The 23,143-nt window shown below is 67.3% G+C and carries 20 protein-coding genes and 1 riboswitch; of the genes, 6 read left to right on the top strand and 14 right to left on the bottom strand.

Going from position 1 to position 23,143, the window contains the following annotated elements; all coding sequences use genetic code 11:
• Positions 1-4: 4 nt before the first annotated feature.
• Positions 5-3,076, bottom strand: a complete 3,072-nt coding sequence (locus IE187_RS17475) for a TonB-dependent receptor (RefSeq protein ID WP_189677302.1) — start codon at positions 3,074-3,076, stop codon at positions 5-7.
• A gap of 218 nt (positions 3,077-3,294) precedes the next feature.
• Between IE187_RS17475 and IE187_RS17480 the strand changes: the two genes are divergently transcribed.
• Positions 3,295-5,547 (top strand): beta-glucosidase family protein, encoded by a 2,253-nt coding sequence (locus IE187_RS17480; protein WP_189677303.1) that lies wholly within the window; start codon positions 3,295-3,297, stop codon positions 5,545-5,547.
• On the opposite strand, the gene IE187_RS17485 is transcribed toward IE187_RS17480, so the two are convergent.
• The 13 genes from IE187_RS17485 to IE187_RS17545 form a co-directional block, all read right to left on the bottom strand.
• On the bottom strand, positions 5,544-6,221 hold the full coding sequence (locus IE187_RS17485; RefSeq protein ID WP_229839480.1) for a DUF6445 family protein: 678 nt from the start codon (positions 6,219-6,221) through the stop codon (positions 5,544-5,546). The two genes, IE187_RS17480 and IE187_RS17485, sit on opposite strands and share 4 nt — an antisense overlap.
• Entirely contained in the window at positions 6,218-7,030 is an 813-nt protein-coding gene (locus tag IE187_RS17490; protein WP_189677304.1) for a glycoside hydrolase family 16 protein, read from the bottom strand. Before IE187_RS17490 ends, IE187_RS17485 begins: the two co-directional genes overlap by 4 nt.
• Positions 7,031-7,139: 109 nt before the next feature.
• Positions 7,140-7,700 (bottom strand): YkgJ family cysteine cluster protein, encoded by a 561-nt coding sequence (locus IE187_RS17495; RefSeq protein ID WP_189677305.1) that lies wholly within the window; start codon positions 7,698-7,700, stop codon positions 7,140-7,142.
• Between the two features lie 160 nt (positions 7,701-7,860).
• A complete protein-coding gene (locus tag IE187_RS17500; RefSeq protein WP_189677306.1) occupies positions 7,861-9,537 on the bottom strand; it encodes a chloride channel protein in 1,677 nt (558 codons plus the stop codon).
• A 121-nt stretch (positions 9,538-9,658) separates the two neighbouring features.
• Positions 9,659-10,180 carry a DUF1993 domain-containing protein gene (locus IE187_RS17505; protein ID WP_189677307.1) on the bottom strand — a complete coding sequence of 174 codons (522 nt, stop codon included), beginning with the start codon at positions 10,178-10,180 and terminating at the stop codon, positions 9,659-9,661.
• Positions 10,181-10,262: 82 nt separating this feature from the next.
• Entirely contained in the window at positions 10,263-11,441 is a 1,179-nt protein-coding gene (gene pobA, locus IE187_RS17510) for a 4-hydroxybenzoate 3-monooxygenase (RefSeq protein WP_189677308.1), read from the bottom strand.
• Positions 11,438-12,379: a Gfo/Idh/MocA family oxidoreductase gene (locus IE187_RS17515; protein WP_189677309.1), complete on the bottom strand. Its 942-nt coding sequence runs from the start codon at positions 12,377-12,379 to the stop codon at positions 11,438-11,440. Before IE187_RS17515 ends, pobA begins: the two co-directional genes overlap by 4 nt.
• On the bottom strand, positions 12,376-13,218 hold the full coding sequence (locus IE187_RS17520; RefSeq protein ID WP_189677310.1) for a class III extradiol dioxygenase subunit beta: 843 nt from the start codon (positions 13,216-13,218) through the stop codon (positions 12,376-12,378). Before IE187_RS17520 ends, IE187_RS17515 begins: the two co-directional genes overlap by 4 nt.
• A 1-nt stretch (position 13,219) precedes the next feature.
• Positions 13,220-13,690, bottom strand: coding sequence for a protocatechuate 4,5-dioxygenase subunit alpha (ligA, locus tag IE187_RS17525; RefSeq protein ID WP_189677311.1), 471 nt, complete (start codon positions 13,688-13,690; stop codon positions 13,220-13,222).
• A complete protein-coding gene (locus tag IE187_RS17530) occupies positions 13,687-14,718 on the bottom strand; it encodes a Rieske 2Fe-2S domain-containing protein (RefSeq protein ID WP_189677312.1) in 1,032 nt (343 codons plus the stop codon). The genes ligA and IE187_RS17530 overlap by 4 nt, the downstream gene beginning before the upstream one ends.
• A complete protein-coding gene (locus IE187_RS17535) occupies positions 14,715-15,740 on the bottom strand; it encodes an amidohydrolase family protein (RefSeq protein WP_189677313.1) in 1,026 nt (341 codons plus the stop codon). The genes IE187_RS17530 and IE187_RS17535 overlap by 4 nt, the downstream gene beginning before the upstream one ends.
• A complete protein-coding gene (locus IE187_RS17540; RefSeq protein ID WP_189677314.1) occupies positions 15,737-16,615 on the bottom strand; it encodes an NAD(P)-dependent oxidoreductase in 879 nt (292 codons plus the stop codon). The genes IE187_RS17535 and IE187_RS17540 overlap by 4 nt, the downstream gene beginning before the upstream one ends.
• 52 nt (positions 16,616-16,667) lie before the next feature.
• Positions 16,668-17,876 (bottom strand): LysR family transcriptional regulator, encoded by a 1,209-nt coding sequence (locus tag IE187_RS17545; RefSeq protein WP_189677315.1) that lies wholly within the window; start codon positions 17,874-17,876, stop codon positions 16,668-16,670.
• A 93-nt stretch (positions 17,877-17,969) separates the two neighbouring features.
• On the opposite strand from IE187_RS17545, the gene IE187_RS17550 reads away from it, so the two are divergent.
• The 5 genes from IE187_RS17550 (at position 17,970) to cobW (ending at position 23,136) form a co-directional block, all read left to right on the top strand.
• Entirely contained in the window at positions 17,970-18,644 is a 675-nt protein-coding gene (locus IE187_RS17550; RefSeq protein WP_189677316.1) for a 4-carboxy-4-hydroxy-2-oxoadipate aldolase/oxaloacetate decarboxylase, read from the top strand.
• The gene (locus IE187_RS17555; RefSeq protein ID WP_189677317.1) at positions 18,637-19,692 is read left to right on the top strand and encodes a 4-oxalomesaconate tautomerase; all 1,056 of its coding nucleotides are present in this window, start codon (positions 18,637-18,639) and stop codon (positions 19,690-19,692) included. The genes IE187_RS17550 and IE187_RS17555 overlap by 8 nt, the downstream gene beginning before the upstream one ends.
• Positions 19,689-20,567, top strand: a complete 879-nt coding sequence (locus IE187_RS17560) for an amidohydrolase family protein (protein WP_189677318.1) — start codon at positions 19,689-19,691, stop codon at positions 20,565-20,567. The genes IE187_RS17555 and IE187_RS17560 overlap by 4 nt, the downstream gene beginning before the upstream one ends.
• Before the next feature lie 25 nt (positions 20,568-20,592).
• Entirely contained in the window at positions 20,593-21,603 is a 1,011-nt protein-coding gene (locus IE187_RS17565; RefSeq protein ID WP_189677319.1) for an aldo/keto reductase, read from the top strand.
• A gap of 99 nt (positions 21,604-21,702) precedes the next feature.
• Positions 21,703-21,929: riboswitch (cobalamin riboswitch) on the top strand.
• 169 nt (positions 21,930-22,098) lie between these two features.
• Complete coding sequence (gene cobW, locus IE187_RS17570; RefSeq protein WP_189677320.1) at positions 22,099-23,136, top strand: cobalamin biosynthesis protein CobW; 1,038 nt, start codon at positions 22,099-22,101, stop codon at positions 23,134-23,136.
• Positions 23,137-23,143 lie beyond the last annotated feature (7 nt).

Here is a 23,143-nt window from a genome sequence, read left to right on the forward strand (position 1 = left end):
GTTGCTAGAAGGAGATCCGCGCCCCCGCCGAGTAGCGTGGATCCTGCTTGGTCACGAACGTAACATTGCGGTCCGAGCGAAGATGGCCGCTGCGATTCTCGCTGTTGACGTTGATACCCTCGACGAACACCGAGATGTTCTTGGTGATCGCGTAGCTCGCGCTGACGTCGAGCTGGCCGTAGGTATTGATGTAGGTCGGGTTGACGCCGGCCCCCGCCAAATACCCCTTGCGCCAGTTATACGCGGCGCGCGCCTGCAGCCCGTTCTTGTCGTAGAACAGCACTGCGTTGGCGCTGTCCGAAAGACCCGTGATCGCGAACTGCGGCACGCTCGACGGCAGGCGGTTGTTATAGTTCTGATTGCCGCGGACGATCGTGTAGTTGAGGATGGTGCCGAACCCGGTGTTCCAGAAATTGTGCTGGATCGCGAATTCGAAGCCGTCGACACTGGCGGTCTGCGCGCTGTTGAACGGCGTCTGGATCACGAAGTTGACGAGCGGATCGTTCGCCTGCGCAACGATCGTCCCATTGACCACGCCGCCCGGATAATTGGCGCCGATATAGTCGCGGATCTGGGCGAAGGTCGCATTCGCTCCGAGTGCATTGAGCGCCGCCTGATACCGCGGACCGTTCTGCGTCACGCCGTTGAACGTCGTCGTCGGCGAGGTGATGCCCGGGATCGTCTGATTGACCACGGTCGTGCTGATATAGTTCGACACGTTCTTGTGGAAATAGCCGACCGAGATGTAGCTCTCCTTGGTGTAATACCATTCTGCCGACAGATCGATGTTCTTCGACTTGAACGGGATCAGATTAGGGTTGCCGACCGAGCCGGTACCACCGCCGACCCGGAACAGCTGATCGAGCCGGCGACCGCCCTGCAGACTGCCATAGTCCGCACGAGTGATGGTGTGGCTGTACGACGCCCGCAGCTTGATAGTGTCGGTCGGCTCGATGTCGAAATCGACCGACGGGAGCCAGTTCTGATAGCTACCCTTGAACGACGTGAAACCGTTGCCGTTGAACAGGATGTTGAACTCGTTCTGCGAGTTCTGCCGCGCGCCCGATGGGTTCGGCACGAGCGCGGTCGCGCTGACGTCGGTCGTTTCGTAGCGCACGCCACCGATGATGTGGCCGGGCACCGAGAACACGTCGAACTTGCCGTTGAACTGGAAGTACGGCGCGATCGTCTTCTCGCGGACGCGTGAATCGGTGGTGTACGGAAGCAGGCACTGGCCGGCCCCGCCACAGATCTTGTACGCCTGGTCGAGCAGCTTGACGACGCTCGGCAGGTCGAACGTGTAGAACGACTTGACGATGTCCGCAGAATTCGCGCCGCTGATCCCGGAGAACTTGTCGGGAATGCTGGTCAGCGTGAACAAGCTGTCGGGCAGCAATGCCGCCGCCGCCGCGCGTTGCGCCGCGCTGTCGCCGCCGGTTCCGCCCCACGTGTCGTTCTGCAACACGCTATAGGCCGAGCGGACCTTGTTGTCGGTGTATTGCACGCCCCAGTCGAGGCTTTCGAGGAAGCCGTGGCTGTGATCGTAATGCCCCTTCAGCTGGATCTGGTTGATCTCGTCGCGGAAGTAGGAATTGCGGAAGGCGTTGCCGGTCGGGACGATGTTCGCGGCATTGAGCGGATCGATGCCCGAATACATGTTGTACGAGATGACAGGCAGCTGGTTCTGGAAGTTGATCGTCTGGTTCTGGACACCGAACACCGCGGTGCCGACCGAGTTGCTGTTGCCGTACGGGCTGTTGGGCTTCGACGTCGCGGTCGAGTGATTGACGTCGAGCACGACGGTGACCCCGCCCGGCCCCTTCCAAGTGAGGTTGCCGCCGATCGCCTTGTTCTCGCTGCGCGCCGACGTCTGCGACGCCGAATACGCCAGATCCTTGGTCTCGCCCGCGCCGAACCGCTCGGTGTAGAAGTTCGGGCCCGCGACAGGGCCGTTGGTCCACGAGCTCGACGTGTCGTTGTGGTTGTACCAGATGCCGACGCTGTTATCGCGAATGTCGACGGTGTTGCGCGAATAGGTATAGTCGAACGTCGCGGTCAGGGTGTCGGTCGGCTTGAACTGGAGGACCGCCTGCCCGTTGATGCGCTGGCGCTTGCCGTTGACGACGTCGTAGCCCGCGTTCTGCGGCACCTGATAGACGTCGGTCGCGCCCGGGCGATTGGCGATGTTGGCGGCGCGCGGGTCGCCTGGTTGCGCGAGCGAACCCCAATTGTTCTCGGCACCGAGATAGCCGTCGCGGAAGCCGACATTGGCCTGGTTCGCGCTGAAACGCCGCTCCTGGAACGAACCGAGGATGAGCACGCCGATACGATCGTCGGCGAAGGTGTCGGAGAAGATGCCCGAAACTTCGGGCGTCACGTCCTTGCCGCCATTCTGCGACGTGTCGACCACGCCGCGCGCCGACAGCGAACCGCGCATGCCGGGCTTGTCGAACGGACGCGGGGTGCGAATGTTGATCGTCGAACCGATGCCGCCCGACGGAACGCTCGCGCGGCCCGACTTGTAGACTTCGAGCGCGGCGACGCCCTCCGAAGCGAGGTTCGCGAAATCGAACGAGCGCGAGACCGGTGCGCTGTTGCCGTCGCCGATCGTCGAGGTCGCGAGCTGGCGGCCGTTGAGCGTGACGAGATTGTACTCGGGGCCGAAGCCGCGGACGGTGACGAACTGGCCTTCGCCGTTCGAACGGTCGATCGACACGCCGGTGATGCGCTGGAGCGATTCGGCCAGGTTGGTGTCGGGGAACTTGCCGATATCCTCGGCCGAGATCGCGTCGACAATGCCCTGCGCGTTGCGCTTGAGGTTGATCGAGCTGCGGAGCGAAGCGCGGATGCCGGTGACGACGATATCACCGCTCGCATCGGTCCCGTCTGCGGTCGCGGTGCTCTGCGTCGTCGCGGTGCCGGTCGGCGCGTCCTGCGTGGTCGACGGACCGGTGTTGCCCATCGTCGATGCCGCGTCCTGCGCAACGGCCATCATCGGATAGCCCGCGAGCGCGAGCGTCGATACGCCAAGCGCCAAACGCGTCGCCAAACGGCTGCTAAAGCCCCCCATCATCATCCTCCCTGAGTAGCGGCGCGTTACCCCTGCGCCCTCTTGATTTGAGAACGTTCACTTGTTCCGCAGCAAAGCGATTGTCAAGTCGACGAACTGGCGGAAACGGGTGGTTGTGAACGTTCCCGGGATGTGCTGTCTAGGCACTGCAGGCGGCGGCACTGCCACGCGGGGTAGCCCGCGTCGGCGAGGGCAGCGCGCCAAGATCTGGGAGGATTTCTGAAATGGCGAAGACGATTCACCGCTGGCTGCTGGGCGCAACGCTGCTTTCCGGCATCGCCTCCGCGTCGCCCGTCGTCGCGCGCCAATCGCCCGCGAAAGCTGCGGCGCAGGACGCGCACGCGCGTGCGGCGGCGATCGTTGCCAAAATGACACTCGACGAGAAAATCGCCCTCGTTCACGGACTCTTCCCGCCAATGGCCAAGGGCAAGACGCCGAACGAGCTGATTCCGTCGGCCGGCCATATCGATGGCATTCCGCATCTGGGTGTTCCGCTGATTCGCGAAAGCGACGCCTCGCTTGGCGTCGCCAACCAGATCGAACAGCGCAAGGGCGACGTCGCGACCGCCCTCCCCTCGAGCCTGGCGACCGCGGCAACCTTCGATCCTGCGATCGCGCGAGCCGGCGGCGCGATGATCGGCGCCGAGGCGCGCGCCAAGCGCTTCACCGTGCTGCTTGCCGGCGGGGTCAATCTGACACGCGATCCGTGGAACGGCCGCAACTTTGAATATCTCGGCGAGGATCCGCTGCTTTCGGGCATGCTCGCGGGCGCCCACATCGCTGGCGTCCAGTCGAACCACATCGTTTCGACGGTCAAGCATTTCGCCCTCAATTCGCAGGAAACTGGCCGGACCGTCGTCGACGCCAGGATTGGCGAGGCGGCGCTGCGGATGAGCGACTTGCTCGCCTTCCAGATCGCGATCGAGACGGGCAAGCCCGGCTCGGTGATGTGCGCGTACAACAAGGTCAATGGCGACTGGGCGTGCGAGAATGCGCATCTGATGAACGACGTGCTCAAGCGCGACTGGGGCTATCGCGGCTGGGTGATGAGCGATTGGGGCGCGGTGCATTCGACCGCCAAGGCGGCGAACGCCGGGCTCGATCAGGAATCGGGGCAGGAACTCGATCGCGCCATCTATTTCGGTGATCCGCTCAAGACCGATATCGCCGCCGGCCGCGTGCCGATGGCCCGGCTCGACGACATGGTGATCCGCTATCTGACCGGGCTGATCGAGACCGGCGCCTATGATGCGCCCGCCGATACCGCGCAGCCGATCTCGTACGACGCGCATGCCGAAGTCGCACAGCGCGCCGCCGAAGCCGGGATCGTCCTGCTCAAGAACGAGGGCAACCTCCTGCCGCTTTCCCGCACAGCGAAGCGCGTCGTGCTGATCGGCGGGCGTGCCGATGTCGGCGTCCTGTCGGGCGGAGGATCGAGCCAGGTGCGTTCGGTCGGCGGCGCGCCGGTCGAGATCCCGCTCACCAGCGGTGCCGCGTCGTCGTTTGCGCGCATCACCTGGCACGCCTCCTCGCCGCTGCTCGCGATCCGCGCGGCGATGCCGCAAGCGCAGGTCACATGGATCGATGGCCGCGACCCGGCCGCCGCCGCTGCCGTCGCCAAGGCTGCCGACGTCGCAATCGTGTTCGCGACGCAATGGGCGACCGAGGCGCAGGACGTCGCCGACCTTTCGCTGCCCGACCGGCAGGACGACTTGATCGCCGCAGTCGCCGCCGCGCAGCCCAGGACGATCGCGGTGATGGAGACCGGCGGCCCCGTGCTGATGCCGTGGCTGTCGGCGGTGCCAGCAGTCGTCCAGGCCTGGTATCCCGGCCAGCGTGGCGGCCCCGCCATCGCCAACATCCTTACCGGTCGCGTCAATCCATCGGGTCGCTTGCCGATCACCTTCCCCGCCAGTGCAAGCCAGGCACCGCGCGCCGCTCCCGTCGGGCTCGACCGCCTGACCAGCGCCGAGGCGCAGGCCGCCGCCGACCCCGGCCATGCCAGCGACCATCAACTGGCGAGCTTCCCGATCGAGTACACCGAAGGTGCCGATGTCGGGTATCGCTGGTATGAAAAGACGCGTGCCACGCCGCTCTTCGCGTTCGGATACGGGCTTAGCTACACGCGCTTCGCCTATCGCAACCCGGTGGTGACGGGCGGCGCCAAGCTCAGCATCAGCTTCGAGGTCGTCAATACCGGACGCGTTGCGGGCGCCGACGTGCCGCAGATGTACGTTACGCGCGACGGCACCGCGGTGCCGATGCGACTCGCGGCATTCCAGCGCGTGACGCTGAAGCCGGGCGAGGCAAAGCGCGTCACGCTCGTCGCCGAGCCGCGGATCCTCGCGGATTACGATCCGGCGCTGCCCGGCTGGCGGGTCGCGGGTGGCCGCTACCGGGTGGCACTGGCGCATGATGCGACCGATCGCGCGCTTGTTTCGACCGCGAACGTCTCGGCGGCGACGATGAAACCCTAACCGACCGACAGGAAGGCGGTGACCGTCAGCCGCCCGTCCGCGGGATCGCCCGACAGCAATGCGTCGGGCGCGATCGCGCCGCTGTGGAGCAGATAGCTCGGGTAGACGAGCGCGCGGTTGTAGCGCGCCTCGATTTCGAGCGTGCGCTCGAATAGCGGCGTATCGCCCGTGACATAGCGCGCGGGCGGCACGCCGCCGTGGCGGAGCTCGGCCTCGAGCTGGCCGAAGAAGATCGGTGCGCGTTCGTCGTCGATCGTCTCGAACCCGGTCGAGCGATGCCGGAAGAAGGCGGTCCCGTCGGCATGGTGCGGGGCGAGATAGTGGACCAGCGCGATCCGGTCGGCGCCGAACGCGTCGCAATGCGGCAAGCGCTGGCGGATATCGAGGGCGGCGGGCGGCGTCGTGACGATCGAGAAGCTCGCGTCGATCAGGTCGACCGCACCGCCGCGCCCGAGCACCGGGCCGAGCACGCTCGCCAACACCGCGAGGTGCGTGGGCACATACGCCGGCGGAAGCGCCGCGCGGATACCCGGGTAATGCTGCGCGGCAGGACCAAAGCTCGCCGCGATCGCGGCCGCGCGCAACGCATCCGGATCGGCGGAAAAGCGGTCGATCACCACCACCGGCTGCGCCTCGCGCCCGACGCGGTGGACGGTGATCGTGGGTTCGCTCACGGTGCGCGCCAGTAGCGGACGTAGTCGACCGACATGCGCTGCGGCAGCGCGGCATCGTCGATCCCCTTGACCCCGCCCCAATCGCCACCGACCGCGAGATTGAGGATCAGCCGATACGGCACGGTGAACGGCCAGGCGGCATGTCCGCCCGGCTGATCGTCGACAACGCGCATATAGCCATGCCCGTCGACGCCGATCGTGATCGAATGGGGCCGCCAGTCGAGTTGATACCGGTGATAGGCGGAGCACGCGCTGGCAATGCGGGTTTCGGCGCCGCGCTGCGTACCGCGTACATGGTTGAACGCCCCGCTATGCACCGTGGCATGCACCACGCGTGGCTGCCAGCCGACCATCTCCATCAGGTCGATCTCCCCCATATCGGGCCACGTTCCGCTCTGGGGCAGCAACCAGATCGCGGGCCAGGTGCCGCGCCCGCACGGCAGCTTGGCGCGCACTTCGTAAAAACCGTAGCCGAGCGACTCACGGCTGACGAGCTTGGCCGAGCTGTATGCCTGCCCACCCCAGTCGGGCTCGGCGCGCAGCGCCTCACGCCGCGCCTCGATCACCAGCGCCCCGTGCTCGATCCGCGCATTCTCGCGCCGGTCGGCGGCGTAATATTGCTTCTCGTGATTGGCCCAGCCTTGCAGGTTGCGCTCGGTGTCGAAACGCCAGCGGGTCTGGTCGATCTTTTGGTTGAACTCGTCCGCCCAGACCGGCGGCGCCACGGGCGCGCGCATCGGCACGTCGACCGAATAGTTGGTCGCGGCCAGGCTGACCGCCTGCGCCAGCAGGATCGCTACAGCCGTCATCGTGTCACCTCGTCCAGCACAGACCGAGCTCCCGTCGTCGTGTCTGCAAGCCCCTTAAAGCGCGGGGGCGACCGAAACCAGCGCAGCGGCGAGGGTCATGCGCGCGCGACTAAGCGTCGGACGCGAAAACGCCGTAGCGCGCGCGCCAGGCGACGACTTCATCGTGGAGTTCGGCGGGTGCGGGGTCGCCCGAGAGGACGAAGCCGGCAATTTCGGCGTCGGGGTGCATCAACATCTTCTCGGACCCGTCGCTGAACCAGACGGGGACCAACCGATCGCACACGCTGTCGAGCACCGCGGCGGCCATGCCGTTTTCGATCGCGTTGCTCCCCTCGAGCGCGCGGACGGTGATCGACACGCCTTCGAGGCAGTTTTGCGGGTGCTGGACGAAGGTGAGCGAGACGAGCAGGCCCGATCGGTCGGGGCGCGCGTCCTCGGGCATGCGCGCGATGCGCCGCCACGCGCAGAACCAGGTGCGGCAGATGCGGGGGCGCACGGCGTGGATGCCGCATCCTTGCGTCGTAAGATGAACGCACGGCGTTCCCGCGGGCTTTGCGAACTCGGGCGTGTTGACCGTGAGAACGGTGCAACACGCGGTGCAATCGCCACACGCGCGGTCGGCAAGGACCGGGCCGAGCAACGTGGTTTCCAAGTCGGGGTCTGTCTCCACCCGGCGGGAGTGCCGCACGACGGCGTACGCCGTCAACCATCGTCGGTCGGCGAGGATCTATTCCGCAAAGCGGTGCGCGCAGCTTGAGCGGGCGTCGGCAACTGCGTGCGTCCGTCCTCCGCCCGGGTACACGCGCGCGCGCGGGGACAGGGCGGCGGGGCTAGCGTTCGCCGAACAGCTCGCGCTGTGTCTTTTCGAGCTCCTCGGCATAGCGCCGCCGGACGAACGATTCCGACAGGATGCCGAGCACCGCGCGATTGTCGTCGAGGACGGCGAGTTCGTCGGCGCCCGATGCGTCGAAGCGCCGCATCACCTCGGCAATGTCCATTCCCGGCGTCAGCGCCGCGTCGACGTTGATCGCGAGCTGGCCGACCGCGGCGTGGGTATCGAGGCCCTCGGCATAGGCTGCCGGCGTCTGGACGATGCCGGCGTAATGCGTCGCGCCATCGACCAGCACGGTACGGCTCGACGATCCGAGCGGGACATGGCTGCGGAACGTGCCAAGCGGCGTGTCCGCCGCCACCACCGCGACGCCGCGCCGCATCATCTGCCCCGCGGTCAAGGTCTTGACCCACCCGACGTCGCGCGCGCTCTTGATCGTCTCGCCGCGCAGATGCAGCCGCCAGGTCGAGAAGCTGTAGCCGAACGTCTCGCGCACGATCGTCGAGGAGACCAGCGCAGCCGCCAGCACCGCGCCGGTCAGCGCGAAATCCTGCGTCGCCTGCAGCACGACCATGGCCATCGTCATCGGCCCGCCGACCACCGCGACCGCGAGCGCTGCCATCCCGACGAGCGCGGCATTGCGCGGATCGACGACATCGTGACCGATCGCCAGCGCCAATCCACCTGCGAACAGATGACCGACCAGCGTGCCGAGAAACAGCGACGCGAAGAACAGCCCACCGCGGAAACCGAAGCCGAGCGACACGATCGACGCCGCGCATTTCACCAGCAACACCATCAGGATGAGCGTCAGCGGCGCACCGAGCGCGAGATCGGCATGGAGCGCGCCATGCCCCGCCGACAGCGCCTGCGGCGAGATCATCGCGATCGGGATCAGCAACAGGCCGCCGATCGCCGGCCGTGCCCAATCGAACAGGGGCAGCCGCCGCGTGCCCGCCTCGACCAATGCCACCGCGCGCATCAGCACGATCCCGAGCCCCGCGCAGATCGCACCGAGCCCGGCATAGATGAGGTAATGATGCGTCTCGGTCGGCATCGTCGCAGCGTCGATGACATAGGGCTGCGCGCCCAGGCCTTGCGCGACCAACGTGCCCGCGAGCGCCGCTGCGACCACCGGCGCGAGCGCCGACGGCGTGTACGCACCGATCACGATCTCGAAGGCGTAGAAGGCGCCGGCCAGCGGCGCCCCGAACGCGGCGCCGATCGCCGCCCCCGTTCCCGCACCGACAAGGTTACGCAGATCGGCACGCCGCAGATTGAACGCCCCGCCCGCGAGCGACGCCAGCGCGCCGCCGAGCTGCGCATAAGCCGCCTCGAGCCCGACCGACGCACCAAATCCGTTCGAAATCACCGTCTGGCCCGAAATCACCAGGCTGTCGCCGAGCGTCATGCGCCCGCCATGGAGCGCATTCGCCTCGACCGCGTCGACCAACCGCCGCCGCCGCGCGCGCACGCCCCAGGAGAAGGCAGCGAGCACGAGCCCGCCGACCGGGAGCACGAGCAACGCAGCCAGCGGCAGGGACGGTACGGCGCTGAGCCGCTGGCCCGGCGGCAGCCCGAACAGGATTCGCTGGATCGTCCGCGCCAGCGTCCCCTGGACGACGCTCAGCAGACCGGCCCCCGCCCCCACGATCGTCGCGAGTACGATGAACATCGCTTCGCTCGCGCGCACGCGGCGGCGAAACCATTTCAAGAGGGCTACGGCGCGCAGGGGATTTCCTTGTCGACTGGGTCGACCCGCGCCGACGGCCTGCGCCGTCGCGGGTCGATCAGGCTTAGCGCTTCAGGCGCGGGATGCCGATGAAGTCGCGCTTACCAAGCTTGACGCCCTGCGCGCGCAGGATGGCGTACGCGGTGGTGGCATGAAAATAGAAGTTCGGCTGCGAGAAGGAGAGCAGGAAATTGGCGCCCGTAAACGGCATCCGCGTCTCGCCGAACGCGAACTCGGTATCGCTGTCGGCCAGCGCATCGAACTCTGCGCGGTCGATCGCCTTGAGGCTCGCGATGGCGTCCTGCACGACGCCGTGCAGGCTCGCAAAGTCGGTCGGCCAGGGCTTCAGATCCGGGGAGAAGGTGCCCGCGCGGACGCCGTCGATCCCGCCGATCGAATGCGCCGCGCACGACTTAACCTGATAGCCGAACGGCAGCATGTCGGGCGCGAGGCGGGCGTCGATCAGCTCGGCCTCGGACGTCCCCTGCTCGGCGCAAAACGCCGCGGCCTTGTCGAGCAGCGCGTCGATCGCCCCGAGGATCTGAAGGTTGGACGGCACCACGGCATCGTATAGCGAAAAGGTCATCGTCCGGCTCCCATTGCAGTCGCGGCCTTATGCAGCGTCGGGCGCTTCGGGTCCACGTCCGTTCTTGACCCGGTTCAACCTCTTATAATGGCAGGCCGACGTAATTCTCCGCCACCGCCGTCTGCATCGCGGTCGAGCTGGCGAGATAGGCGAGCTCGGCCGATTGCATGCGGTGTTCGAACGGGCCGTCCTCGGGAAAGCGGTGCATCAGCTTAGTCAGGAACCAACTGAAACGCTCGGCCTTCCATATCCGTGCCAGCGCCTTGGCCTGATAGCCGTCGAGCCCGCTATCGTCGCCGCGCCGGTAATGCGCGATCATCGCCTGGCTGAGATAGGCGACGTCGGACGCCGCGAGGTTGAGCCCCTTCGCACCCGTCGGCGGCACGATGTGCGCCGCGTCGCCCGCGAGGAACAGCCGACCGTAGCGCATCGTCTCGAACACATACGATCGCAGCGGCGCGATCGACATTTCGAGCGCGGGCCCGCGCGTCACCGGGCCGGCGGCGAGCGGCGCGAAACGCGCCTCGAGCTCGTCCCACAACCGCGCCTCGGGCCATTGCTCGATCCGGTCGGTCAGCGGCACCTGGATGTAATAACGGCTCCGCGTCGGCGAGCGCATCGAGGCGAGCGCGAATCCCTTGGGGCCATTGGCGTAGATCAGCTCGGGATGGCATGGCGGCACGTCGGCCAAGATGCCGAGCCAGCCGAACGGATAGACGCGCTCGAACTCGCGCCGCTCGGCCATCGGGATCGCTTTGCGCGACGGGCCGTGAAAGCCGTCGCAGCCGGCGATGAAATCCGCCTCGATCCGCTGTTCGACGCCGTCGACGCTGAAGGTCACCGCCGCCCGGTCGTCGGTGAGATCATGCAGCGCGACATCCGAAGCACCATAGACGATCTCGATCCCGCGGGCCGGCGCCGCATCCATCAGGTCGCGCGTCACCTCGGTCTGGCCATAGACGGTGACGCGCTTGCCGGTCAGCGCGGCGATGTCGATGCGGATCAGATGTTCGCCATCGGCGAGGTTGAAGCCGTCTTCGACCATCCCCTCGGCGGTCAGTCGCTCGCCGAGCCCGAGCTGGTGGAGCAGATCGGTCGTGCCGCGTTCGAGCACCCCGGCGCGGATTCGCCCGAGAACGTAATCGGGCGTCTGGCGCTCGATCACGATCACATCGATTCCCTCGGCGCGAAGCAGATGCGCGAGCAGCAGCCCGGCAGGCCCCGCGCCGATCACCGCGACCTGCGTGCGGCGCGTGCTCATGCCGCCAGCTGACGCTCGAGCTGGTCGAGAATGCGGTAGCACGGCATGACCTGCGCGACGCTCGCATTGGGCTCGCGCCCCTCGCGGATCGCCGCGACGAATTCGCGGTCCTGCAGCTCGATGCCGTTGCTCGACACCGCCACGCCCGACAGGTCGATCGGCTCCTCGCGCCCCGTCACGAGATCGTCGTAGCGCGCAATCCAGGTGCCGTTGTCGCAGATGTAGCGGAAGAAGGTGCCGAGCGGCCCGTCATTGTTGAAGCTCAGCGACAGCGTGCAGATCGCGCCGCTCTCGGCCTTGAGCTGGATCGACATGTCCATCTCGATGCCGAGCTCGGGATGGAGCGGCCCGGCGATCGCATTGGCCTGGACGATCGGCCCCGCCTGATAGGCGAACAGGTCGACGGTGTGCGCGGCGTGGTGCCAGAGCAGATGGTCCGTCCAGCTGCGCGCCTCGCCTTTGGCGTTCATGTTCTTGCGGCGGAAGAAATAGGTCTGCACGTCCATCTGCTGGACAGCGAGGTCGCCCGCGACGATCTTGTCGTGAATGAACTGGTGCGACGGGTTGAAGCGCCGCGTATGGCCGACCATCGCGACGAGGCCGGTTTCCTCGGCCTTCGCCAGCACGGATTCACCGTCGGCGAGGCTGTCGCACAAAGGGATCTCGACCTGGACATGCTTGCCCGCCGCCATGCACTGGATCGCCTGCTCGGCATGCATCTGCGTCGGCGTCGCGAGGATCACCGCGTCGAGCCCGGGCTGTTCGAGCGCTTCGCTGAGCTCGGTGCAGGCATGCTGCACGCCATATTTGGCGGCGACCGCCTGGGTCGGCTCCAATCGGCGGCCGACGATCGAAACGACCTCGACTCCGTCGATCTTGGCGAGGGCGTCGAGATGCTTTTCCCCGAAAGCGCCGGCACCGGCGAGGGCGATCTTCATGGCAATGGCTCCAGAACGATGTGGCCGACGGCGGTGTTCGACGCCGGCACGTGATAATGACGGTGCAGTTCGCGCACCTCGGGCCCCAGCGCGCCGCGCATGATGAGCCACATGACGAGTTCGATCCCCTCGCTCCCCGCTTCGCGCAGATAGTCGATGTGCGGCATGTGCCGCAGCGCCTCTGGGTCGGCGGTGAGCTTGTCGAGGAAGGCGGTGTCCCACGCCTTGTTGATCAGACCGGCGCGCGGCCCCTGGAGCTGGTGGCTCATGCCGCCCGTGCCCCAGATCTGCACGTTGAGATCCTCCGGGTAGCTCGCCACCGCCCGCGCGATCGCCTCGCCGAGCAGCCAGCAGCGGTTGCCCGACGGCGGCGGATAGGTGACGACATTGACCGCGATCGGCACGACCTTGACCGGCCAGGCATCGACCTGCCCGAACATCAGCGACATCGGCACGGTCAGCCCGTGGTCGACCGCCATCGCGTTGATGATCGTCATGTCGAATTCGTCGAGGATGCAGCTCTGCGCGATGTGCCAGGCGAGATCGGCATGGCCCTGCACTTCGGGCACTGGGCGCGGGCCCCAGCCCTCGTCGGCGATCGGGAAGCTCTCGGCGCACCCGATCGCAAAGGTCGGGATGAAGGTCATGTCGAACGCCGAGGCGTGATCGTTATAGACCAGGATCACGACGTCGGGCTTCGTGTCCCGCTCATAGGCCCGCGCGAACTCGTAACCGGCGAAGACCGGCTGCCAATAGGGCTCGTCGGCCTTGCCGTTGTCGAGCGCGGCGCCGACTGCGGGGATGTGGCTGGTCGTGATGCCGGCGGTGATGCGGGCCATGTCAGTTCTCCGCCGTCGGCGCGTTGGGGATTTCGGCGGCGATCTCGGCCACCTCGGCGAGCGCGGCTTGCTCGGCATGCGAGCGCAAGCCCTCGGGCGAACGCCCACCGCCGAGCATCATCGCGGCATATTCCTCCTGGCTCATGCCGGTCATCGTGCCTGCGGCATATTGGAAGCTCTTGCCGTCGGTGGAGAAGATCTTCGCCAGGAAATAGATGTTCCCCCCTTCGTCGAGCATCGCATTGTAATCGCGCGCCAGCACCGCCGCCTTTTGCGCGTCGGTGAGCGGCCAGGCGTCGAGATAGGCGCGCTCGTCGGCCTTGAACCTTTCGCGATTTCCGGCCTGCATCAGGCTGAAGGCGAACTGGTTGAGGTGGAAGCCTTTGCGCGCACGCGCCGCGGTGTAGACGCGCGTGCCGGGGATCGTCTCCAGCTCGGCGAGATAGGCGTGAATGTCGCGTGGTGCCGTCATGCCCTTGCCGCCTCGGCGGCGATCAGGCGGCGGATGATCTGCCGCGCGCGCGTGCCGCCCTCGTCGATATTGTAGGCGTTGAGCTTGAGATCGGGGTTGAGCGCGATCGCGCGCTGCTGCGCCTCGAGGATTTCCTTGTCCTCCAGGAACACGCCGCCCTGCGCGCGCTTGAAGCGCGCGGTGAAGCCGGGATCGTCCTGGTCGAAGCTGCGCGCCATGCCCCAGAAATAGTGCATCGTGCCGTCGCTCTCGGGGGTCATGCAATCGACCACCATCCCGCGCACGCCCTGGTCATGGCTCTCGAGTGTCGCGCCCGCGCCGACCGGCGCGACGCCGACGTCGATCATCACCGAGGAGGGCGCGAGGAATTCGCAGATCTGCCAGCGATCGACCGGCCCGGGCTGCTTGAGCGCGCCTCGCCAGAAGGGCGGCGCATCGACGCCGGGCATCCAGCGCGCGACATAGGCGCGGTCGCCCTCGACGCGCGTCTGGAGCGGCGCTTCCATCAGTTCGGGCTGGCCGATCGAGCCCGAATGGACGTGCGTCTCGTGCGTCAGGTCCATGAGGTTGTCGATCATCAACCGGTAATCCGCCGCGACATGATAATAGCCGCCGTCGAAGGTCCAGCCCGGCGTCGAGCATGGCCACAGATCGGGGATCAGCGCTTCGTCGGCGCGGGCTTTGTCGCCGACCCACAGCCACACGAAGCGATGCTTCTCGGCGACGACATAGGTCTCGGCGCAGACGCGCGTATTCACGCGGTCGGTCTTGAGCGGCATTTCCTCGGCGACACCGTCGGGGCCGAGCTTCAGTCCATGATATTTGCAGCGGATCGAATCGCCTTCGCGGATCCCCATCGACAGCGGCAGCAAGCGGTGCGGGCAGGCATCGCGCATCGCCACGACCTGCCGGTCGAGCTTGCGATAGAGCATGATTGGCACGCCGCAGATCGTGCGCGCGAGCGGCTGATGGTCGACTTCGCTATCCCAGCCGGCGACGTACCAGGCGTTGGTGACCCAGGTGCTCACAATCCGCGCTCCTTCAATTTGGCATCGAGCCGCGGGAAGACGCGGCGCGCATTGCCCGCGAAGATCGCAGCGCGCTCGTCCTCGGGAATGGCCAGCGCGTCGACATAGCGCTTGGTGTCGTCGAAATAGTGGCCGGTCTGCGGATCGATCCCGCGCACCGCGCCGACCATCTCGCTGCCGAACAGGATGTTCTTGCTGTCGATGACTTCGGCCAGCAGGTTCACGCCGGGCTGGTGATAGACGCAGGTGTCGAAATACACGTTGTTCATCAGATGCGTCGCCAGATCGGGCTGCTTGAGCATGTCGGCGAGCCCGCGATAGCGCCCCCAATGATAGGGCACCGCGCCGCCGCCATGCGGGATGATGAAGCGCAGCGTCGGAAAATCGCGGAACAGGTCGCCCTGGATCAGCTGCATGAACGCGATCGTGTCGGCGGCGATGTAATAGGCGCCGGTCGCGTGCATCGCCGGATTGCACGATCCCGAGACGTGGATCATCGCGGGCACGTCGAGCTCGACCATCTTCTCGTAGAAGGGATGCCAGAAGCGGTCGGTCAGCGGCGGCGCGGTGAAGTGGCCACCGCCGGGATCGGGATTGAGGTTGCAGCCGATGAAGCCAAGCTCGGTAACGCAGCGCTCGAGTTCGGCGATCGAGCCCGCCATGTCGGCCTGCGGGTTCTGCGGCAGCATGCACACGCCGACGAAGGTTTCCGGGTATAGGTCGCAGACGCGCGCGATCAGGTCGTTCGACACCTGTGCCCATTGCAGCGCGATGCTTTCGTCGCCGACGTGCGGCGCCATCGTCGAGGCGCGCGGGCTGAAGATCGTCATGTCGGCGCCGCGCTCGCGGATCAGCTTGAGCTGGTTCGCCTCGATCGTCGCGCGGATCTCGTCGTCGCTGATCGCGGGGTAGGCCGGGACCGGGGTGCCCGCCTTGAACGCCGCGGTCTGTTCGGCGCGCCACGCGTCATGCTGGGGTGGGGCCGTGGTGTAATGGCCATGGCAGTCGATCACGAGGGTCATGCGGCACATCCGAGAGCAGGAGAAAGCCGCGCGTTGAGGAGCGCGAGCGTGGAATCGAGGGTATCGGTGGGGGCGACGCCGAGCGCACCGATCGCGCGCTGGCGCTCGGTGGTGGCGCGCGCCATTGCCGAGCCGGTGCCGAGGCCGTCGAGCGTCTTGACGACTTCGGCCATTTCCTCGGCGCGACGACCGCCATGGACGATCATCCGTTCGAGATTGTAGGCGCCGCGCTCGGCCCACGGCCGCGCGCGTTCGCTGGCGTCGAGCGAGGCGAGCACTTCGTCGCGCACGCCCGCTGCTTCGGCGGCGAGCAGGCATTCGGCGGTGAGCGCCTCGAGCCCCTTGACCATAACCGAGCGGATCATCTTGATCGCACTCGCGGCGCCGATGGTGTCGCCGACGATGCGGACGTTGGTGAAGCCGATAGCGGTTAGCGTTTCAGCGCCCGCTTCGGCATGGGGGCCGGCCACGAGCAGCGGCACCTTGCGACCGAGCGGATGCACCGGCGCCATCACCGCGACATCGACATAGCGGCCACCGGCCTGTTCGATCGCCTGCGCGGCGTGCCGCTTGGTTTCGGGGGCGACCGAGTTGAGGTCGCAGAACAAAGCGCCGGGCGCGATCGAACGCGCGGTTTCTTCGGCGGCAGCGCGCGCCTGGTCGGCGGTGACGAGCGACAGGATCACCGCCCTGCCCTCGACCGCCTCGCGGTTGGTCATCACGGCTTCTGCATGCAGCGTGGCGAAGTCCGCTAGTTTGGCGGCGCGCGTCGCGGGATAGGCGAGCTCGCGGTCATATCCCGATGCCGCGAGGCCACCGGCGAAGGCCATCGCCGCCTCTCCAAAACCGATGAAACTGGGATCTTGCGTCGCCATGGCAGGTTGGTGGCAAAGCCGCGCCCGCCCCGCCAATCACAATTGCACGCTGCTATCGGTTTTCCGGAAGTCTCGTTTCTCCGACCGCTGCATGGAGCAGCTGGAGGAAATGCTCCTGCTCGGGCGTGGGCCGCCAATTCTGGCGCACGGTAAGCCCGATCGTCCGAACGGCGTGGTCGATCGGAGCCCCGATCTGAGACAGCACGCCGGTCGCGAGCTCGGGCGCGACTTGGTCGGGCGACAGCAGCGTCAGGAAATCGCTGTCGCGCAGCACGCCGCGGATCACCATCACCGATCCGCATTCGATCGGGGCTTCGGGCACAGCGCCATCGGCGAACAGGCCCTGCCATAACGTGCGCAGCGGCGATCCATGCGGGGCGGCGATCCACGGATAGCGCAGCAAGTCGGCGGGTTCGGGCGTGCGACCGGCGAGCGGATGATCGACACGTCCGACGATCACCAGCCGATCCTCGAACAACGGCTTTTGCTCGAGCCCGGCAGGCGCGACGTCGCGCAAGGCGCCGATCATCACGTCGATCTCGCCATCGAGCAGCGGCTCGACAAGTTCGCGCCACGATCCCTCGCGCACGTCGACCGTGACACGCGCCTCGCTCCGCGCGAACGCCGCGATCGCGTGCGGCAGGACGAGCGCGCGGCACAAGGGCATCGCGCCGATCGCTATCCGCTCGGCAGCCCCCTCTGGCAGCGCCTCGACCAGCCCGGCGGCGAGTTCGAGCACCGCCAGCCGCGCGCCGCGCGCAAGGCGTCGCCCCGCATGCGTCAACGCCACGCCGCGCCCGCGCCGCTCGACCAAAGGCACGCCGTACAGACTTTCGAGATCGCGCACGGCTCGGTGCACCGCCGGCTGCGACTGCCCCTGCTGGAGCGCCGCCGCCGCGAAGCTGCCGGCATTCGCCAAGGCGAGGTACGCGCGCAACTGCGTCGCGGTGATCAGCCGTTCGGGCCGCGCGAACCCCCGCGCCCCGCTGCGCGCACTCGCCCGCGACGCCTCGGCGAGCCGCGCATAGGCGGCGCGGATCCGCACCACCAGCGCAGCGCCGGGGGCGGTCGCGCTCACGCCGTCGGCGCGGCGATCGAGCAAGGCGACGCCGAGCTGCCGCTCGACCTTGGCGATCCCCTGCGTCAGCGCCGGCTGCGACAGATTCTCCGCCTCGGCCGCAAGGCTGATGCTGCCGAGCTCCGTCGCGGTCGCCAAGGCATGAAGGTGCCGGAGATTAAGGTCGAGCGGATCGTGCGCCATACCCTCTCATAGTATAATCTTATGGCCGTGCACGAGATTTGATTTGGGGGTTTCGGCCGCGCCGGGCACTCCGACGCCGCAAGGAGAGTGAGCATGGCCGGACGCGTGGTACGCGAGATTTCGCGAGTGGAGCAGAGCGTGATCGATGGTCTCGCCCATGCCGGCGTGGCGACGGTGCACGAGGCGCAAGGGCGCATCGGCCTGCTCGCGCACTATATGCGGCCGATCTATTCGGGTGCGCGGATCGCCGGATCGGCGGTCACCATCTCGTCGCCGCCGGGCGACAATTGGATGCTCCACGTCGCGATCGAGCAATTGAAGGACGGCGACATCCTCGTTCTCGCGCCGACCTCGCCGTGCGTCGACGGCTATTTCGGCGACCTGCTGGCGACCAGCGCGATGGCACGCGGGTGTCGCGGGCTGGTGATCGATGCGGGCGTGCGCGACGTGCGCGACCTCAAGGAGATGGGCTTTCCCGTCTGGTCGAAGGCGGTGTTCGCGCAAGGGACGATCAAGGCGACCTTGGGCTCGGTCAACGTGCCGATCGTCTGCGCGGGCGCGGCGATCGAGGCGGGCGACGTGATCGTCGCCGATGACGACGGCGTCTGCGTCGTCAAACGCGCCGATGCGCCCGCCGTGCTCGAGGAGGCGCGCAAGCGCGAGGCGAACGAGGAATCGAAGCGCCAGCGGCTCGCGGCGGGCGAACTCGGGCTCGACATCTACGACATGCGCGGCAAGCTCGAAGCGCTGGGGCTGCGCTATGAGTGATGGCGTGCGCTGCATGTGGATGCGCGGCGGCACGTCGAAGGGCGCGTTCTTCCTCGCCGACGATCTCCCCGCCGATCCGGCAGCGCGCGATGCGTTCCTGCTGCGGGTGATGGGTTCGCCCGATCCGCGCCAGATCGACGGCATGGGCGGCGCCGATCCGCTGACCTCGAAGGTCGCGGTCGTCTCGAAATCGGCGCGCGAGGGCGTCGACGTCGACTATCTCTTCCTCCAGGTGTTCGTCGACCAGCCGCTCGTCAGCGACAGCCAGAATTGCGGCAACATGCTCGCCGGTGTCGGCCCGTTCGCGGTCGAGCGCGGGCTGGTGATGCCGAGCGGCGACGAAACCCGCGTCGCGATCTTCATGGAGAATACGGAACAAGTCGCGGTCGCCACGCTGCAGACCCCCGGCGGCCAGGTGCGCTACGACGGCGATGTTGCGATCAGCGGCGTCCCCGGCACCGCCGCGCCGATCCCGCTCGCGTTTCGCGATACCGCGGGATCGTCGTGCGGCGCGCTGCTGCCGACCGGCAACGGCGTCGACACGATCGACGGCATGGCGGTCACGCTGATCGACAACGGCATGCCGTGCGTCGTCTTCGCCGCCACCGATGTCGGCGTGACCGGTTATGAGGACCGCGAGACGCTCGACGCGAACGACGCGATGAAGGCGAAGATCGAGGCGATCCGCTTGAAGGCCGGCCCGCTGATGAACCTCGGCGACGTCACCGAAAAATCGGTCCCCAAGATGATGCTCGTCGCCGCGCCCAAGGATGGCGGCGCGATCGCGGTGCGCTCGCTCATCCCGCACCGCGTCCATACCTCGATCGGCGTGCTCGGCGCGGTCAGCGTCGCGACCGCGTGCCTGATCGAGGGCTCGCCCGCCGCCGCGCTCGCCCACGTGCCCGAGGGCAACACCAAGACGCTCGGCGTCGAGCATCCGAGCGGCGTCACCGAATGCGTCGTGACGATCGACGCCGGCGGCCAGCCGGTCGAGGCGGGCATGCTGCGCACCGCGCGCAAATTGATGGACGGAGAGGTTTTCGCATGAGCCGCACCAAGACCTGGGTCGACCAGCCGAGCGCGCCCGCCTACGCCCCGCCCCCCGGCGCGATCGACGCGCATGTCCACGTCTTCGGGCCCGAAGCCGACTTCCCGTTCAGCCCCAAGGCGAAATATCACCCCGAGGACGCCACGCCCGAGATGCTGTTCGCGCTGCGCGACCAGCTCGGCTTTGCGCGTAACGTGATCGTCCAGGCGAGCTGCCACGGCACCGACAATGCCGCGACGCTCAACGCAATCGCCAAGTCGGGCGGTGCCGCGCGCGGGGTCGCGGTGGTCAGCCCCGATATCGACGATGCCGAACTGCAGAAGCTCCACGACGGCGGCATCCGCGGCGTGCGCTTCAACTTCCTCAAGCGGCTGGTCGATGACGCGCCCAAGGACAAGTTCCTCAACATCGCGCGCCGCATCGCCCCGCTCGGCTGGCACGTCGTCGTCTATTTCGAGGCCGATATCCTCGAGGAGCTAGAGCCCTTCCTCGCCGCGATTCCGACGACGATCGTGGTCGATCACCTTGGCCGCCCCGACATCGCGCAGGGCCCCGGCGGCGCCGACATCACGCGCTTCGTCCAGCTGCTCGACGATCATCCCAACATCTGGACCAAGGTATCGGGCGCCGAACGCCTCTCGCCACAGGGCGCGCCGTTCGACGATTTCGTCGCGGTGATCCGCCCGGTGGTCGAGCGCTTCCCCGATCGCGTGCTGTGGGGCACCGACTGGCCGCACCCCAATATGGAGCATCGCATCCCCGACGACGGCACGCTGGTCGACGTCATCCCGCGAATTGCTCCGACTGCCGAGTTGCAGCGCAAGCTGCTGGTCGACAATCCGATGCGGCTGTATTGGCCCGAGCAACTGGGCTGACCCGCCCGTTGCATTCGGAGCTGCCATGACCTTGCCGACCCGCACGATCGGCCCGTTCACCGTCTCGGCGATCGGACTCGGCTGCATGAACCTCAGCCATGCTTACGGCGTGCCACCGAGCGCGGAGGACGGCGCGCGGTTGCTCAACGCAGCGCTCGATCTCGGCTACACGCTGCTCGATACCGCGGCGCTGTATGGCGGTGGCGAGAACGAGCGGCTGATCGGGCGCGCGGTGATGCATCGCCGCGCAGAATTCACGCTGTCCTCGAAATGCGTGCTCGACTTGGTCGATGGTAAGCGCATCCTCGACGCAACGCCAGCCGCGCTCACGCGCACGCTCGACGGCGCGCTGGGGCGGCTGGGGACCGACCATATCGATCTCTATTACATGCATCGCCTCGACCGGAAGGTACCGATCGAGGAGTCGGTCGGCGCCTTGGTCCGCGCCAAGGAAGCGGGCAAGATCGGCGCGATCGGGCTGTCGGAAATGTCCGCGGAGACGATCCGCCGTGCGCACGCCGTTCATCCGATCGCGGCGGTGCAGTCCGAATATTCGCCCGCAGTGCGCAATCCCGAAGTCGCCGTGCTCGATGCCTGCGCCGAGCTCGGCATCGCGCTCGTCGCTTTCTCGCCGGTGGCGCGCGGGCTCCTTGCTGGCGCGGTTCACGACGACAGCTATGCCGAGGGTGACATCCGCAGCCCGATGCCGCGCTTCGTCGAGCCGCTGCTGTCGCAGAATCTGAAAACCGTAGCGGGCTTCGACGCGCTTGCCGCGCAGGCGGGGCTGACGCCGGCGCAACTCGCGCTCGGCTGGGTGCTGGCGCAGCGGCCGTTCACCGTGCCGATTCCGGGGACGACCAGTCTGGCGCATCTCGCCGAAAATCTCGCCGCGGCAGAACGCCCGCTCGCCGCCGATCTGGTCGCTGCGGTCGACCGTCTTTTTCCGGCGGGGGCGCTCAAGGGCGCACGCTATCCCGCGGCGATGCAAGCGCAGATCGATACCGAAACCCTGCCGGGCGAAGAGCTCGCGGCCTAGGCAGGGCGTATCCCGGCGGCCGATGATCGCCAGCCGCGCGAATGACCGATTGGCAATCCGTCGCGCCCGAGCTACAACCATGATCGGGAAGCGTTTTCGCGTCCCGATGATCGCGCCGGTGCCCCGCGAGGGGCTTGAATGGGAATGCGGTGCGGGGTTCGCCCCAAATCCGCGGCTGTCCCTGCAACTGTGAGCGGTGAGCGACGGCGTCAGGCTCCACTCCGGAGCAGCCACTGGGACCGCGCATCGAGCGATGCGCTCCTGGGAAGGCGATGCCCGAGCTTTGACCCGCAAGCCAGGAGACCTGCCGGCGATAAGGTCGCTCTTGCTTCGGCCCAGGGGATGGCTGCGGCACGGTTCTCCGTCTGAGCGACGAACCTGTGTGGCTGGGGCCGCATCGGTGTGCGCTTGCGGGGGGCTTTCGGCGCCCATCGAAGGCGTGCGCCGACCGACATGAGGTCCCCGCCGGTCGTTGCCAGCGCCGAGGGAAACCCGATGTCCGATCTTACGAAAATCCCCGTTACCATCGTCACCGGCTTTCTCGGCGCGGGCAAGACGACGCTCATCAGCCATCTGATCCGCCAGTCGTGCGGTCGCCGGCTCGCGGTGATCGTCAACGAATTCGGCACGCTCGGCGTCGACGGCGATATCCTCAAGGGCTGTGCGATCCCCGATTGCCCGGCGGAGAATATCGTCGAACTGGCGAATGGCTGCATCTGCTGCACCGTCGCCGACGATTTCATCCCGACCGTCGAGACCCTGCTCGCGCTCGACCCGCGACCCGACCATATCCTGATCGAAACCTCGGGGCTCGCTTTACCCAAGCCGCTGCTCAAGGCATTCGACTGGCCGGCGATCCGCTCGCGGATCACCGTCGACGGTGTCATCGCGCTCGCCGATGCCGAGGCGGTCGCGGCAGGACGCTTCGCCCCCGATCTGGCGGCACTCGATGCGCAGCGCGCCGCCGATCCCAGCATCGACCATGAGACCCCGCTGTCCGAAGTGTTCGAGGATCAGCTCGCCTGCGCCGACATGGTGTTGCTCACCAAATGCGACCTGGCCGGAGCCGAAGGGATCGCCGCCGCGCGCGCGGTGATCGCCGCCGAGACGCCGCGCGCGCTGCCCGTGCTCGAACTGATCGACGGCGTCGTCGATCCGCGCATCGTGCTCGGCATCGGCGCCGCAGCAGAGGACGATATCGCCGCGCGCCCGTCGCATCATGACGGCGAGGACGAGCACGAGCATGACGATTTCGACAGCATCGTGCTCGACTTCGGCGAGATCGCCGCGCCCGATGACCTTGCCGCGCGGATCGAGACGCTCGGCGGCGGTGGCGAGGTGCTGCGCGTGAAGGGCTATGCCGCGGTGGCGGGCAAGCCGATGCGGCTGCTGGTCCAGGCGGTGGGCGCGCGTGTCCGCACGCATTATGACCGGCCGTGGCGGAGCGACGAACCGCGCGCCACGCGCCTGGTGGTAATCGCCGAGCGCGATCGTCTCGACCCCGCAGCGATCCGGGCGGCGCTGCAGGGCTGACGCTGCG

Source organism: Sphingomonas glacialis (assembly GCF_014653575.1).
GTDB lineage: Bacteria > Pseudomonadota > Alphaproteobacteria > Sphingomonadales > Sphingomonadaceae > Sphingomonas > Sphingomonas glacialis.

What these genes read in the sequence shown, in the direction of transcription:
- IE187_RS17500 (WP_189677306.1), bottom strand. Translation starts at nt 9,537, where the DNA reads ATGTTCATCGTACTCGCGACGATCGTGGGGGCGGGGGCCGGTCTGCTG.
- IE187_RS17540 (WP_189677314.1), bottom strand. Translation starts at nt 16,615, where the DNA reads ATGGCGACGCAAGATCCCAGTTTCATCGGTTTTGGAGAGGCGGCGATG.
- IE187_RS17480 (WP_189677303.1), top strand. Translation starts at nt 3,295, where the DNA reads ATGGCGAAGACGATTCACCGCTGGCTGCTGGGCGCAACGCTGCTTTCC.
- IE187_RS17505 (WP_189677307.1), bottom strand. Translation starts at nt 10,180, where the DNA reads ATGACCTTTTCGCTATACGATGCCGTGGTGCCGTCCAACCTTCAGATC.
- IE187_RS17550 (WP_189677316.1), top strand. Translation starts at nt 17,970, where the DNA reads ATGGCCGGACGCGTGGTACGCGAGATTTCGCGAGTGGAGCAGAGCGTG.
- IE187_RS17535 (WP_189677313.1), bottom strand. Translation starts at nt 15,740, where the DNA reads ATGACCCTCGTGATCGACTGCCATGGCCATTACACCACGGCCCCACCC.
- cobW (WP_189677320.1), top strand. Translation starts at nt 22,099, where the DNA reads ATGTCCGATCTTACGAAAATCCCCGTTACCATCGTCACCGGCTTTCTC.
- ligA (WP_189677311.1), bottom strand. Translation starts at nt 13,690, where the DNA reads ATGACGGCACCACGCGACATTCACGCCTATCTCGCCGAGCTGGAGACG.
- IE187_RS17490 (WP_189677304.1), bottom strand. Translation starts at nt 7,030, where the DNA reads ATGACGGCTGTAGCGATCCTGCTGGCGCAGGCGGTCAGCCTGGCCGCG.
- IE187_RS17515 (WP_189677309.1), bottom strand. Translation starts at nt 12,379, where the DNA reads ATGAAGATCGCCCTCGCCGGTGCCGGCGCTTTCGGGGAAAAGCATCTC.
- pobA (WP_189677308.1), bottom strand. Translation starts at nt 11,441, where the DNA reads ATGAGCACGCGCCGCACGCAGGTCGCGGTGATCGGCGCGGGGCCTGCC.
- IE187_RS17545 (WP_189677315.1), bottom strand. Translation starts at nt 17,876, where the DNA reads ATGGCGCACGATCCGCTCGACCTTAATCTCCGGCACCTTCATGCCTTG.
- IE187_RS17520 (WP_189677310.1), bottom strand. Translation starts at nt 13,218, where the DNA reads ATGGCCCGCATCACCGCCGGCATCACGACCAGCCACATCCCCGCAGTC.
- IE187_RS17555 (WP_189677317.1), top strand. Translation starts at nt 18,637, where the DNA reads ATGAGTGATGGCGTGCGCTGCATGTGGATGCGCGGCGGCACGTCGAAG.
- IE187_RS17565 (WP_189677319.1), top strand. Translation starts at nt 20,593, where the DNA reads ATGACCTTGCCGACCCGCACGATCGGCCCGTTCACCGTCTCGGCGATC.
- IE187_RS17475 (WP_189677302.1), bottom strand. Translation starts at nt 3,076, where the DNA reads ATGATGATGGGGGGCTTTAGCAGCCGTTTGGCGACGCGTTTGGCGCTT.
- IE187_RS17560 (WP_189677318.1), top strand. Translation starts at nt 19,689, where the DNA reads ATGAGCCGCACCAAGACCTGGGTCGACCAGCCGAGCGCGCCCGCCTAC.